This window comes from Parapedobacter sp. GCM10030251 (assembly GCF_042666505.1).
GTDB lineage: Bacteria > Bacteroidota > Bacteroidia > Sphingobacteriales > Sphingobacteriaceae > Parapedobacter.
In genome coordinates this window covers 1-13,230 of sequence record NZ_JBHTDN010000014.1, presented here as the reverse complement: position 1 = coordinate 13,230, position 13,230 = coordinate 1, and the positions used below count along the sequence as shown (strand labels likewise).

The window sequence follows — 13,230 nt, the reverse complement described above, 5'->3', positions numbered from 1 at the left end:
GGTTGTTTAATCTTGCGGACACAGTTTGTGACTTCAAGATGTAATATTTATGATAGTGTAAATATACGTCATTATAGCATCTTTTACAATAGGATTACTGTAAAAATGCTAAAAAAATTATTTTTTTAAAGAGATGATTGGGCATAATAAATACTTTTCGGATAATCTTGTGGATGTTCAATAGTCTTCTCATTTTCTATTGGTTAGTTCACTTGTTCTTTTATACATAAAGGTTCTGAAATTGTTCCTGGCGAAAAATAAAATAAGCTCTCCTACTCCTCCACTAATATATAGGTGATCTGCATTTCGTTGTTTATAGTTCCGTTTTCCTCCTTTGAGTTGATTGTGACTTTCCTAGAAGTGCTGATTGCTAAAGACGACATAAGATCAATTTTTCCCTCGGTGATGGCTGTATATGTAATGTCTAGATTGGGGAAATTTTCCGGCGGTTTTTTCGTTTTGACGCCTTCCAAAACTTTCCTGCTATGCTCCAAAAGCAAATCTCCATAATTAGGAACTTCAACTTCTTCAACGAATGATATATGGTTTTCTGGGATAAAATCTCTAACAAAAAAGATTGCTTGTCCGACCGCTTCCTGGTTGATTAGGCTGCTATATACAGGCTTTGTGTATTCCAATGTGTCTTTTATAGAAATATTTCCAAACATGAGGTGTCCAAAAATTCGGTAAATATCAGAAAAAAGCTGGCCGTACAAAATCTCTTCCTTATTGGGTGATTGAATTGCTCTTTTCAAACTCTCTTGATAGGTGGATTCTTCTATCAGTTTGTTTTGATGTTCGACATATTGACTAATATACTCGACTATCTCGCTATCATTTTCAATATCAATTACAGCCTGCTCCATGTCTAGCCGAATTGTAAGACTGGGTCGAACAATTTTATGAATAAAGTCAAAGAGCGTATTAACAGTTGTGTCATTAAATAAATACTCAACTGATAATATACAGTATGTTGTCTTTTTTTCTAAGACATTGAAATGTAAGGAGTAGCGATTTTCTGTATCTCTGTTTGGAGAAAGGTTTCCCGTGACAGTATTTTTATCGGTCACATCATACTTAAAAAATTGGCCTTTGGTAAAATTGATCTCTGGTTGCCAAGTTTGCTCTTTGGCTGTTTGTCCAAAGCCTTTGTGAAAAAAAGCGCATATTAAAATATACGTGATCAACTTTAGTCTTTTCATATTCTAGTTGTCGGAATTTACGATACAACACCCCTTTTGGTCAACTAACTCAATTCCGGTCTAAACCGTTCAAGCGATTGCCAATATTTGTCTTTGTAAATGTCGTATTCGACATCTAACTTCTCCCGATACTTTGTGATTAGGTCGTGAAGAGTTTTTGAGGGCTTCCTAAAGTCATTACAGGCAAAATAGACTATTCTTTCATTATCCGCTGTTTGTCGGCCTATGTTTAGATAGCCGTCAAGATCTTTTAACTCAAGCATTATTTCGTCTTCAAGGCTTTGAAGCAGTCCATAAGTGCTGTTGTCAGGCAGACCGTTGTTTTTATCGCCGTTGTAGGCGACTTTAACTTTCAAAATCCACGGATGCGACGCTTTTGCGTCCCAATCAAGTAAAGTGGTATTGATTATCGCAATTAAGGGGCGTTGGTTTTTAAGCGTCGCTTCCAAGCTCGAATAATTATCATTAGCTGTATTATAACGAAGCCCGCTGTATTTTTCGATAAATTCCTTTTCCCTCCAAACTAGATAATCTTTTAGTTTGGCTATTGGGATCAGCTCTTTTTCGGTCTGGTCCGGCGGAATTATCTCTAAATTGTCAATCATGGTGATGGCGTTCAATTCGCCGAGGTAGTTGTCGAGGAAAATGTATGTTCCATTGATGATTATCGACTTGTCTTTTTCATTGTAATCTTTGTGAACGATGGCAATTTCCACTTCGTCGGGATAGCGTTCGTGATCGATGGCATAGAAAAAAAGGTTTTTACTATCAAAAATATAGCCCGCCATCTTGATGCCCACATTGTCTATCTCAAGAGCCGGTTTGAGCGCTGTAAATTTCCAGTTAGTAATCGTAGGCGCTGCCTTAACCAGTTCTTCAACGAATACAATATTTTTGACAATTCCGTCCGGGGTAAACACTAATTCAGCGGTGTTGCTGTCGTACATCCCTGTTAGGTAGTAAAATCCGTCTTTAAGTTCCCCAAGCTTGGGCGAAAGTTTGCTGAAAAAGTCAGCTTCTGGATTCTTGCCACCTTTTACAATATTGTAAAATGCTTGTTCGTTTGCCATAAACCAGCCCCAAAACTCACTGTAGGTCGTTATGGTATTTTTTTTCGAGCCAAAAATCTTCTGTAAAAAACTCATTGTTTATTCGGTATAGTCATTTTCCGTTTATAGGCTACATCGGCAACAAATAAGTTAATGACATAGCCTCAACTTTGTTAATCCACCAAATTTCCGCTCGCTTCAGGCCCAGGTCACCATTGGTTTCTTTAAAGGTAGGAGAATTTGTATAAAACGTCCAAATCCAACCGACAAATAAATTACGATCGCTTTACGTTCTCGATGGCTATTAATCAAAACTCAATCTTTAAGGTTGTCCCATCTAAAATGCGACCTTTAGATTCGGTGACTTTCAGCCGTTGTAATAAACAAACCTGTTGAAATCAAACTCAAATTCGATCAATGCATTTATTTGTGCCTCTTTAGCTCTGTCAACTTCGTAGCATTATCAACGGCTCCTTCTCGCAGGCAACGTTAACAATTTGATCCTGACCGAGCAACTGAAAGTGGCGGAATGGGCCGGGAAAATCAGCCGTGGCAAAGGTGTCCTTGCCAATGAAATCAAGAAATACCGAGTTTTCGCAGATACGTAAATATCGTCCCTCCACACAAGTAGTGGGATCGCCATTATCGAAACTTTCGTTGAGCACAGCATACCCGATGTACTTTTCAAACGTGATAAGAAAACGAGGACTTTGCTCATCGTACGTCACGGGGATATTATCCCTTTCTTCACCGACATTGGGTAGAACGATCTGAATTTCCAACCCATTACCAGGCAGCTCAGTTATCTTTTCAATGAAGAATCGCTCGTTATTGTTGATTTCGTCGAAGTAATGCAAAACCTGTGACATAGCGTTTCTATTTTTTACCACCTATCTCATAACCGATACGGGTTTGTGGTTTGTCTTCCCGTTCGATGAACTTACTCAGGTAACTGAACAATACCTCAATTTTCTGGTCCTGTTTGATCATTTGTTTTTCCACCTGTTCCACGCGGAGGAATACGTCCTTATGCGCGAGCAGCATCTCCCTTATTTTGGTGTAGATGCGCATGATCTGAATATTTACCTGTATTGCCTGCTCGCTGTTCAATATGCTCGATAGCATTAGCACGTCATGTTCAGTAAAAGCGTTGGGTTACCTCCCCAACTTGAAGTCGCAATTTGCGACTTCAAGTTTTCAAATTCTTCGTGAGTGAGCGTGAACATGAAATCCTCTGGAACCTCGCTATATTACGGCGGACCTGTTCGTTCAGCCGCTTGGTTTCGACCCCATACAAATCTGCCAAATCGCTGTCAAGCATTACTTTTTGATCCCGGATGAGGTATATTTTGCTGATAACTACCTCGTCAGGTATTACCGTTTTCTTGATGGTTTCGTTTTGTGTAGATTCGGTTTTAGCCATTGATTGTAGGTTGTGTCTGTGAAAACTTATCTATAAATATCCTTTCAAAATTTATTGCGGTCAACGCCACATAAGCACCTACGCCATAAACGTATCACCACCGTCAAAATTCCTTGCATCAGGCCAGGCTGCACTGGTCAGCTATAAAGGTAGGGCGTCAGGATTTAATTTCCAAACGTGGAATCAAATGTTTATCTTCATCCTAGGTTTAGGTTGATAGCCCCTAATCCCATTGGGGCGGATTCTCGTTATCTTTCAGGTAACGGGTTTCTTTTTATCATCCCATTGTCTTTTTAACATGTCTTAACAGACCTGCTGTAACAAAGCGGGGCGGGAATGCGTTATATAGTCAGTTAGTAAATTTGTCTTTTCATAATTTAGGTTTATAATTGGTTAGTTTAAAAGCCCCGATTCTCCCCGTTTCGGGGCTTTTTTTGTGAGTTTTATGGTGATCGAAACTGCTTATTGACACCTCATGGTTTCAGAAATTCTGTCTCGCCAAGCAGTTCTGCTGGCTTCCATTTGATTGGTTCTGCTAATTCGATATTCCCTATTTTGTATAGCTCAATATCCTTGATCGTTGAAAATGTCATCCGCACGTGAAGGCGTGTATCGGAGAAATAGTAATATCCGGCCACAGGCGTTGCTTTGCTTTAGCTAAGTCTCTTAACTTCGGTTTGTGTTGATTCAGTTTTTGTCATAAGTTGGTCGTTCCGTCTTGAAGTCACAAATTGTGACCTCAAGATAGATACTCTACTTGAGGTAAATAAAGGTGTTTAGTTTTTGACGTCCAATAATAGAAATAACTTTTTTTCGGGAAGATTACCCCGAACGGCTACCCTGAGCGGCCGGATTGCAGGCACCGCTACGATCCGTTCCCGTGGTCAATCAACAATCCCTACCCAAAGAAACACCGTGCTGAAATATACCCATAATAAACTGAACACCAGATGCACAGTGGTCTCGAATGCTTTTCCGCGCCAGAGTTCGGACGCGTAGCCAAAAAATTGAATAGCCAGTCTGATTACCCAGAAAATACCCAGGCCCGATGAAATCGCTTTCCCCAAACCGGTCGAAATCAGCTCATCCGTATGCGTTAGGCATAGTAAGCCCATCAAGAATACAGTCAGCGCAATGAAGAACACATGTACCAGCATCATCTGCCGATTGATCAGACTCAATCCCATCAGTTCTTTCCGCCAATTGAAATACCTGGGAAAAAACATGTGGATAAAGGCTAAAGCCACCAGTAGTACGCCGGTTATTTTAAGATGTACTGCCATGTTGTTCCAGTATGAATGTCGTAATAAACGGTGTAGACCTTATTTCCTGTTTCACGATCAAGCCTGCCGCCTCAAATGTCCGTAGCCACGATGCCCGTTTGTAAAAATGGAAAAACCCGAGTGAAAACGCCAGAAAATTATTGATGTCTCGTAGATGCTCCGTTACAACCACACTTCCCGAAGGTCCGGTTATCCGGCCTATTTCCTTGAAAAACCGCATACGTTCCTCCCTGTTACGGATCTCGTGCGCAGCCAGCATCACTACTGCCAAGTCAAATGCTCCATCAGAAAAAGGCAAGTTGTCCGCGGTAGCCGTAATGGTCGCCGGATGGGGCGGATATGCTTTTCTTGCCCGTTTGATAGACACTTCGGTATGTGTTTCTGGATTATAGAAGTCGCAGATGGTCACGGCACTTTTGCCATATTTGTGCATCAAGATTCCGCTTATTTCATCGAATCCCGCATGGATGTTCAACACCCGAGATTCGTGGGCCTGCAAACCGATATTGCCGAGCCATTTCAAATGGTATAGATCGGAAAGATCATAAATGTATAAAGACACGGCTAATGAAGTAACAATACAGAAGGAAGCAAAGATAGCTGTGATCACGATCAACTGCCGGACGCCATCCGGAAACGCGTCTGCCCATATCCACGCCGATGCTATGGCTGTGCCGGCTATCAAGTAGAAATGCCAGTTGAAGCGGATGATATTTACCACACCTTGGTACGGTTTCCGTTTCATCCCCACTTTTCCACCCTTCCTTTTTTCCAATGGTAAGATATTTTCGATACCTCAAATGCACTCGCCAATACCACATCCCGGAGTTGCAGTTGGTCAAAGAAGCCTATCGAATAATTATGGACTGCAAGCGGGGCCGGGTTCCAATTCTGGCGCACTCCTTCAACGATCACTACATTCTTTTTTGCTGTGTCGTACGCGAAGGTATATGGCATCGGCCCCGCAAACTTCCGAGCTTCTTTCCAATCTACAAATGGGGAGCCAGCGGGCAGCATTACATCCTCAGGAGAATATGCTGTGGAAACTTCAAATCTGGATTTATCCGAACGTATCATTGTCGATGTGTTGTTTGCCACCACGCTGATATCGGTAGTCGAATATGTGTATTGGGTAAAGATGTTTCCTAGAAAAGTCATTTTATCCTTATCCGTTTCGGACCGGAGGATATACAATCCCCTTAGGCGTTTTCCGGACAAGGTCCTGTAGCGGACAAAAATCCGATAGCCGATCAGGAAAAAATCGTTGCCCATCCATTTCGGAAAACCGGCAGGCCGCAGGTTCTTTGTTTGTACCATGGCAACCGCTACGAAAGCCCATTCGTTCCGCAGCACGTCCAATTCGAGGCATGACGGAATTATATCAGCCAAATGCACTTTCGGTACGGCAAACGTTAATGTCACCGAATGTTCGAAGAACGCGTCAACTGCAAACGGATGATTTTTCAGTATCGTCATAGTTAAGCACAAATTCCCAGTAATAGATAAGCCCGATGAACAAAGCGGCGAATACAGCGTTTACCCGCCCCCAAAGCAGTAAGTCCGGTGCCAAAAAGAATTCCAGTATATTCATTGTTGCTACCAGTATTATTTGAGCAATGGCATTTGTTCTCGGTATCCACCCAGTTAAAATCCACGCTGCCACTCCCATTTCGGCCAGCCCAATCAGCAAGGTTAGCGGTCTGGAAAAGCCATCCCCCAATATTCTGGCTACGATCTGTTCGTGCCTTGGGACCAAGCCTAATACTTTACAAACAAGGCCGTTTGTTAGCCATATTGCTGCTAGGGAGCAAGTCAATGCACGGTATACTGTCAACGAATATTGGTTAATGTATTTAAGGCAAATATAGGCTTTATGGTATAAGCTGATTTTTTTTACCTCATAAAAAATAAAACGATACCTTTGAAGCGTCCGAAAAAACAATCAAACGATACGGATATGCCAAAAACCAAATTACGAGAAGACCAGCATATTGAATTCAAGAGTTCGTTTACTGATGCTGTCATTGAGTCGCTTACAGCCTTTGCCAATAGCAGGGGTGGCCGGGTGTTCGTCGGTGTGGATGATAATGGCAAGCCACTAAAGGGTTTTACTTTAGGCAACGAGTCCTTGCAGAAGTGGGTAAACGAGATCAAGAATAAAACCCAGCCAAGTATCATCCCCGATGCTGAAGCAATTGACTTCGAAGGAATCAACGTCGGCGTATTATCCGTAAAGGAGTTTCCGGTAAAGCCCGTTTCGTTCAAAGGTCGGTATTATAAGCGCGTAAACAATGCCAATCATCAGTTGACGTTGACAGAAATCGCTGACCTGCACCTGCGCTCTTTCAATACCAGTTGGGATAGTTATTTCAACCCCGATCGGACACTTGACGATCTTGCATTGGAAAAAGTAGTGAAGTTCATTGAGAAATGCAACCAGGGAAAGGAGACACCGCTCTTCGATGACCCGTTGACTGTGTTGACCAAGTTTGAATTGATCCGGGATATGCAGGTGACCAATGCCGGATTCCTATTGTTTGCGAAAAACGATGTCTTTCAGGCGGCCATTGAATTGGGGCGGTTTTCGACACCTACCAGTATCAAGGATGGGGTGACTGTCCGCAGCGATCTATTCAGTGAAGTGGAGGAGGTGCTAGCGTTCATTCGGAAACACATCAATAAGGGATATGTCATCACCGGCGACCCGCAACGGGAAGAACGCTGGCAATACCCGATGCCGGCGCTTCGCGAAATCGTTACGAATATGGTGGTTCATCGCGATTACATGAATAGCGGTGACTCATCGGTAAAAATCTTTGACGATTATATCGAGTTTTTCAATCCCGGTCATTTGCCGGATACAATCACCATCGAGCAGTTGCTTGCCGATGAGTATTCATCCTACTCCCGCAACCGTAAAGTCGCTGCTACTTTCAAGGAAGCTCAATTGATAGAAAAGTATGGGTCGGGTATCAGGCGGATCCGAGAAGCGTTTGGACAATACGGCTTGAAGGCCCCTAAATTTGAAAACTTCCAGCATGGATTTCGGGTTGTTGTGTATGCTGAGGCGGCAACCGAAATCGATAGAAACTCGGGGAAAACGTCGGGGAAAACGTCGGGGAAAACGTCGGGGAAAACGTCGGGGAAAATCTTAGCGTACATCCGAGAGAATCCCGATATCACAATACCTGAGCTTTCGCAATTATTGGAAATTACTGAGCGTTCTATAGAGCGAAATATCAGCCAATTGCAAAAGAAAAAGAAATTATCGCGTATCGGTCCGGCCAAGGGTGGCTATTGGGAGGTCATCGGTGACTAAATTATACATTCGTAGCTGATTTCCAGGAAGATTACATGATCGTTAACCAGACAATAATGTTATGCCGAACAAAGTTTACATCAAGTTAATATTTAGCGCCCTTTTTCTCTTCCTAGCTATTACAGTCAGCGCTCAAAACAATAGCAAAAATTCAAAATCCGGTTGGACATACACAAAAAACAGTAGTGTTGTAGAATTAAAAACAAACGAAAAAGATTCCCTAAAGGTGGATTTTTTGTCAATAAAAGCAGATACAGGACTTACAATATTGCAAAACCAATTTGGCATCCCCGAAACTGATAGTGGAATGATAAAAATTGAGGCGTTTATAGATAACGTCATCAGTCAGAATGATTCTACGTCCCCTGCCATGTTTGTACATGTTAAAATGGGTGCTAAAATTGTAGCGTTGAAAGATCCCAGAATCGTTGATCTATTAGGTCGAAGTTCATCAGGAAAAGTTACGATTTCTATTCCATTTGATAGGAAAATAAACAACTTGTATTTAGGTTTTGTGCTTAATCCCAATAGCCTCGTCAGCTGTAGGAATTATCGCATTAAGATAACACAAGGGGAGTTTAGTAAAGAATGGGAATCAACCCATAGCTCAAAATTTCAAACGGTTACTGATTTTGCTGCGAACCTTCAGCTTTTGGGGAAGGTGTGGGGATATCTTAAATATTTCTCTCCAAAAATAAGCGACGAGGATATAGCTTGGGACAGAATCTTGATTAATAATATTGATACACTGTTTAAAAACACGGATCGGGAGAATTTTCTGCACGTCATAACCAAATTGGTTGATACGGCGACGTATGAAAATAGCTGTACGCTAACTTCTTCCCCCGGATTGGATAGCGCCACAGCGTTTGAAAAAATGAATATTGATTATACGTGGATATTCGACAGTAGTGTGTTGGACGAAAGGTTAAAAGATCAACTACTGTCTTTGTCGAGATGTTACCAGCATTTTGAAAATGATTATGTAAAAACCCCTGTTGAAACGGGTAAGCCATCACCTGAATTTGCTGAAGACGGCTATGATAAAAATTCTCTTTCGGAGTATCGATACAGACTACTTTCGCTATTTAGATACTGGAATATTATTGAATATTATGGCCCATATAAATACCTGGTAAAGGAAAGATGGTCTCACATATTAGAAGAGCTGATTCCGGAATTTACCGCTGCCAACACTTCCTCAAAGTATACCCGTGCTCTTCTTAAGTTGAATGCATCTATCAAGGATGGCCATGCCACAACCAGTTCTTCTCTGCTTCCCCATTTTTCGCTGAGCGGTAATGGAAGTCTGCTTCCCTTTAGATTGACTTTATTAGATGGCAAAGCCTACGTGGCAAAAATAGATACCCTGTATGCAAAACACACAGGTATGAAGCAGGGAGATGAAGTGGTTTCCATCAATGGATACGGGGTTCAATATCTGATAGAAACGTTAAGATCGGGTATTAGTCACGTCAGACGCGAAATGAAAGACCGTGTAATTACTCAACATAACTTACTTGCTAGGACACCTATACAAAAGGATTCTTCCATTGTTAAATTTGTATCAAACGGGGCCATAGGGCGTGCCAGTGTTTATCAGGACCAGAACTACTTTAAGCAGTATGATTTTAAACCCTTTTGGACGTTTCAGAAACGTACAACAGGTGGTAATGGCGCATATCAACTAATAAGTGACAGTATATTATATGTTAACGTTGAGAAATGGAAGAATACGGATGTTCCTACCACCAAAAATTTATTAGCTGTAGCAAGCAATGTAATAATAGACTGTCGGTATTATCCCAGCTGGGATTTTATAGAATTTGCGTCCGTTTTTTTTCAGGATACCACTGATATGATCAAGTTTATGGTGGTACAAAATTATCCGGGGTTGTTGAAAGAGCAGGTGGCTCGATCAATACCTAGTAGCGATTTTCGCTATAAGGGGAATATATACGTATTGATGTCAGAAGAATCGCTTAGTAGACCGGAAATGCTTATTATGTTTCTAAAAAGCATAAAAAAGAACATATATTTCGTTGGGAGGACCTCGGCCGGAGCAGATGGAGATATTGCATCAATACCTATGATTGGGAGAAATAATATGGAATTTATCTATTCCGGGTTAGGTGTTTTTTTTCCTGACAACACAGCCACACAGGGAGTGGGTATTGAGCCCGATACGTATATTACGGAGACTAAGGCAGAATTTATAGATGGAGAGGATGTTATACTGAAAAATACGATCGATTTGATACAGAAAAAGCGCTTTCCATAGTACAGATCTCGGATCAATGCCGAAAGGTCAGAATCAAAACTTAAGTAACCGCCCTTTACCGAACGATACGCAGGGTCGTGTGAGAGGACTCATTTCATAAACCTTTAATCCGTTGTGCGGGTTTGAGAACGTTATAGTTTATCGTGGTTAAATTGACAAAATAAGTTGTACATTATCCGGAATTCAGTATATTAGAAAAGTATCTCGCATTTTTCTATATGCCAACTTAAAGACGAATTTCGAGAAGATACGGCGGATTTGCAAATCTATTCTGTCAAAATACCTTTATGCGGAGATTTTAGGTTATAACGGGGACAATAATCATCGGATGTGTGACTAGCCTATGGGTTTTGTATGAAAAAAAGTATGAAATTTTTATTCTTATTGATTGTTTCTTCCGCAAAGCTTGTTGCGCAGCAGAAACTCACACCAGATCATTTCATGATGAACGAGAGTAATCTCGTGTATAAACAGCCGGAAGGTTATCGTTATTTTGAAGCTGAAACCCGGATCTTCCTTCCACTGATCGGTAAAGGAGGTTTGGGTGTGTTGGATTACCTGATCAATACGAATAATGATATCATGATCGGAGTTTCTGCTATTCCGTTTCTGGAAGCGGATGACAATGAATTACGCCTACGGGTTGCTCTTACAAATGGCGTAAATAAAAACAACGATGCTACAATGGAAAGTGTTCATCCGAATAATAATTGGAAAAATATCATGAGAGCCTTTGCAGACTCCATGAAAGTTGCGGACTTTAAATCCGACGATCTGAAGTCGCTCAATGCTGATACCGTCGTCGTCTTCCCTGTCAGAATGGAACAACCGCACCTTGGGAAATACGATAAATGCAAATGCCTAATTATGCATAAGGATTATGCTGGAGTCGGACGGATATTGTATTTTGTACCACGATCAAAATGAGCATTTAGTGGATGCGGAAATCAGGAAGACGTGGGGGATGCTGGTATTCAGGCCTGATAGTCTGGACAACCCGGCTTGGCGGAAAAAACTGAGTACTCGTTAACCCATTGTCGATTTAACAAATCTTAACAAATTCGTTGTAACAATCCGGAGCCTTCATACGTTATATAGTCAGTTAGTAAAATTTGTCTTTTCATAATTTAGGTTTATAATAGGTTAGTTTGAAAGCCCCGATTCTCCCCGTTTCGGGGCTTATTTTTTGAACTATGCAGGTCGTTTAATGTCAAGGATAGCTGTAATTGTGTCCGTTACGGAAATACCGATTTTCGTCAGGGCAGGGGAGACCGAGCCGATTTTCCCCTCAGAGATATTCAGGCAATACGTCTTCGTTTTTTACGAGCAAGATATACTTAATTGCTAAGTACAATTTTCGTTTGGAGATAAGGTATTTATTGGCGTCAAATTGTTCGGTCATGTCTACGTAATTATAGAATATGTGCTCATCGGATAACTCTGTTCTTTGAAGTGCCCAATCGATATATTTTAAATACTGGTCGGGTTTGCTTTTAATTTTATTGCATTGGGCAACATATACAGCGTATAGAGAATCTCTACTCTTTGAATACCGTTCCGGATTTAATTCGGCATCCCGCTTGAGCTTTTCGTAGTCAATCTTATAAGACACCAATTGGCTGAGCGCCATTGACATCGAATCATTATCGATTATTTGTGAAAACCCTGTGTGGCTGGTTGAAAATAATAATATGATTAGTATACTTTTCATGATTATTTAGTTTTCTATATTTCACAATTGACTTAGTAGGTATAGTTACACCGCTTGTTTTAAAAATACTGACCGGGCTTTTGAGGCTTCTTGAGCACAATTACTTCCTTTGTTCGCGTAACTTTATTGTTTGTTCATTTACGGCAATTCATTGGTTACGATAAAGATAATAAGTATTGTGGTTATTTTCTAGCTTTCACCTCTTAAATTTTATACACGGCACTTCAGAACGAAGGGCACGGGCGAAATTGTGCATCTTAGCCATAACTATCGGCGCTATAGCTTTTGGTGCTGGCGCCAGTCTGATTGGAATTATTTAGTTTTGGGTGTAGCTAGCTAGGGTAAGATTACAGCTGGAGTATCCGTCCTATATGTTCAATTCCTCGAATTCGGGGCATCAAATGGATTCACTAATTTAAGCTTATTAATTCGCTCAAAATCTTTCGTATTGCGGGTAATCAATGTCAAGTCATTTGCCAATGCAGATGACGCAATGATGGCATCGGGCAGTTTTAGGTTACATTATAACGTTTTCGGATATCTACGGTTAAATCCTTAACAGACTGTTCCAACTCGATGACGTAGGCATCACCAATGAATTTTTTGAGAACCTTGATGTCGTTGGTAGTGGCCGTTTTCCAACAAAGTAATTCAATCTCCGTAATCGCTGATATAATTGGGCGGGTTTCTTTCAATACGCCATCCATAAACCGCTCGGCATTTGGGGGGAACTGACTTTGTAGGTAATAGATAACCGTATTGGTATCCCACAGATAGTCTATTCCCATTCGTTGCGCAGGTCTTGAAGTTGACGATCTATCTCATCTTTACTTTGGTGTAGTCGGCAATTGTAACTGCACAAGAATTGGGAAATAAGAATGCTCCAAAATTGGCAACAAGAATGCACAAAAACACGGCAGGGTTTTTAGGCCCTGCCGAATAAAATACGATCTTCATTGATT

The 13,230-nt window shown here is 41.2% G+C and carries 13 protein-coding genes and 1 pseudogene; 3 read left to right on the top strand and 11 right to left on the bottom strand.

Going from position 1 to position 13,230, the window contains the following annotated elements; translation table 11 throughout:
- Positions 1-272: 272 nt before the first annotated feature.
- From ACFQRK_RS21995 to ACFQRK_RS21955, 9 genes and pseudogenes are all read right to left on the bottom strand, one after another.
- Positions 273-1,202, bottom strand: coding sequence for a hypothetical protein (locus tag ACFQRK_RS21995; protein WP_379010405.1), 930 nt, complete (start codon positions 1,200-1,202; stop codon positions 273-275).
- Between the two features lie 44 nt (positions 1,203-1,246).
- The gene (locus ACFQRK_RS21990; protein WP_379010404.1) at positions 1,247-2,347 is read right to left on the bottom strand and encodes a DUF695 domain-containing protein; all 1,101 of its coding nucleotides are present in this window, start codon (positions 2,345-2,347) and stop codon (positions 1,247-1,249) included.
- Between the two features lie 350 nt (positions 2,348-2,697).
- Positions 2,698-3,120 carry a hypothetical protein gene (locus ACFQRK_RS21985; RefSeq protein WP_379010403.1) on the bottom strand — a complete coding sequence of 141 codons (423 nt, stop codon included), beginning with the start codon at positions 3,118-3,120 and terminating at the stop codon, positions 2,698-2,700.
- Positions 3,121-3,127: 7 nt separating this feature from the next.
- Positions 3,128-3,376, bottom strand: coding sequence for a hypothetical protein (locus tag ACFQRK_RS21980; RefSeq protein ID WP_379010402.1), 249 nt, complete (start codon positions 3,374-3,376; stop codon positions 3,128-3,130).
- Positions 3,376-3,572, bottom strand: a pseudogene (locus ACFQRK_RS21975) (ORF6N domain-containing protein). The gene ACFQRK_RS21980 and the pseudogene ACFQRK_RS21975 overlap by 1 nt, the downstream one beginning before the upstream one ends.
- 986 nt (positions 3,573-4,558) lie before the next feature.
- Entirely contained in the window at positions 4,559-4,957 is a 399-nt protein-coding gene (locus ACFQRK_RS21970) for a hypothetical protein (protein ID WP_379010400.1), read from the bottom strand.
- A complete protein-coding gene (locus tag ACFQRK_RS21965) occupies positions 4,941-5,732 on the bottom strand; it encodes a class I SAM-dependent methyltransferase (protein WP_379010399.1) in 792 nt (263 codons plus the stop codon). The genes ACFQRK_RS21970 and ACFQRK_RS21965 overlap by 17 nt, the downstream gene beginning before the upstream one ends.
- Positions 5,699-6,433 (bottom strand): DUF2071 domain-containing protein, encoded by a 735-nt coding sequence (locus ACFQRK_RS21960; protein ID WP_379010398.1) that lies wholly within the window; start codon positions 6,431-6,433, stop codon positions 5,699-5,701. The genes ACFQRK_RS21965 and ACFQRK_RS21960 overlap by 34 nt, the downstream gene beginning before the upstream one ends.
- The gene (locus tag ACFQRK_RS21955; RefSeq protein ID WP_379010474.1) at positions 6,399-6,773 is read right to left on the bottom strand and encodes a DoxX-like family protein; all 375 of its coding nucleotides are present in this window, start codon (positions 6,771-6,773) and stop codon (positions 6,399-6,401) included. The genes ACFQRK_RS21960 and ACFQRK_RS21955 overlap by 35 nt, the downstream gene beginning before the upstream one ends.
- A 141-nt stretch (positions 6,774-6,914) precedes the next feature.
- Here ACFQRK_RS21955 and ACFQRK_RS21950 point away from each other — a divergent pair, with 141 nt between their 5' ends.
- From ACFQRK_RS21950 to ACFQRK_RS21940, 3 genes are all read left to right on the top strand, one after another.
- Entirely contained in the window at positions 6,915-8,276 is a 1,362-nt protein-coding gene (locus ACFQRK_RS21950) for an RNA-binding domain-containing protein (RefSeq protein ID WP_379010396.1), read from the top strand.
- A 61-nt stretch (positions 8,277-8,337) separates the two neighbouring features.
- Positions 8,338-10,557 (top strand): S41 family peptidase, encoded by a 2,220-nt coding sequence (locus ACFQRK_RS21945; RefSeq protein ID WP_379010395.1) that lies wholly within the window; start codon positions 8,338-8,340, stop codon positions 10,555-10,557.
- 366 nt (positions 10,558-10,923) lie between these two features.
- Positions 10,924-11,484: a hypothetical protein gene (locus ACFQRK_RS21940; RefSeq protein WP_379010393.1), complete on the top strand. Its 561-nt coding sequence runs from the start codon at positions 10,924-10,926 to the stop codon at positions 11,482-11,484.
- A gap of 361 nt (positions 11,485-11,845) precedes the next feature.
- Here ACFQRK_RS21940 and ACFQRK_RS21935 read toward each other — a convergent pair whose 3' ends face one another.
- Both ACFQRK_RS21935 and ACFQRK_RS21930 read right to left on the bottom strand, forming a co-directional pair.
- Entirely contained in the window at positions 11,846-12,268 is a 423-nt protein-coding gene (locus ACFQRK_RS21935; RefSeq protein ID WP_379010392.1) for a hypothetical protein, read from the bottom strand.
- 512 nt (positions 12,269-12,780) lie between these two features.
- On the bottom strand, positions 12,781-13,056 hold the full coding sequence (locus ACFQRK_RS21930; RefSeq protein ID WP_379010390.1) for a hypothetical protein: 276 nt from the start codon (positions 13,054-13,056) through the stop codon (positions 12,781-12,783).
- Between the last annotated feature and the right edge of the window lie 174 nt (positions 13,057-13,230).

Coding starts and splice junctions, on each gene's coding strand:
- ACFQRK_RS21930 (WP_379010390.1), bottom strand. CDS start 13,056: ATGGGAATAGACTATCTGTGGGATACCAATACGGTTATCTATTACCTA.
- ACFQRK_RS21970 (WP_379010400.1), bottom strand. CDS start 4,957: ATGGCAGTACATCTTAAAATAACCGGCGTACTACTGGTGGCTTTAGCC.
- ACFQRK_RS21950 (WP_379010396.1), top strand. CDS start 6,915: ATGCCAAAAACCAAATTACGAGAAGACCAGCATATTGAATTCAAGAGT.
- ACFQRK_RS21990 (WP_379010404.1), bottom strand. CDS start 2,347: ATGAGTTTTTTACAGAAGATTTTTGGCTCGAAAAAAAATACCATAACG.
- ACFQRK_RS21985 (WP_379010403.1), bottom strand. CDS start 3,120: ATGTCACAGGTTTTGCATTACTTCGACGAAATCAACAATAACGAGCGA.
- ACFQRK_RS21960 (WP_379010398.1), bottom strand. CDS start 6,433: ATGACGATACTGAAAAATCATCCGTTTGCAGTTGACGCGTTCTTCGAA.
- ACFQRK_RS21980 (WP_379010402.1), bottom strand. CDS start 3,376: ATGCTATCGAGCATATTGAACAGCGAGCAGGCAATACAGGTAAATATT.
- ACFQRK_RS21995 (WP_379010405.1), bottom strand. CDS start 1,202: ATGAAAAGACTAAAGTTGATCACGTATATTTTAATATGCGCTTTTTTT.
- ACFQRK_RS21945 (WP_379010395.1), top strand. CDS start 8,338: ATGCCGAACAAAGTTTACATCAAGTTAATATTTAGCGCCCTTTTTCTC.
- ACFQRK_RS21935 (WP_379010392.1), bottom strand. CDS start 12,268: ATGAAAAGTATACTAATCATATTATTATTTTCAACCAGCCACACAGGG.
- ACFQRK_RS21940 (WP_379010393.1), top strand. CDS start 10,924: ATGAAATTTTTATTCTTATTGATTGTTTCTTCCGCAAAGCTTGTTGCG.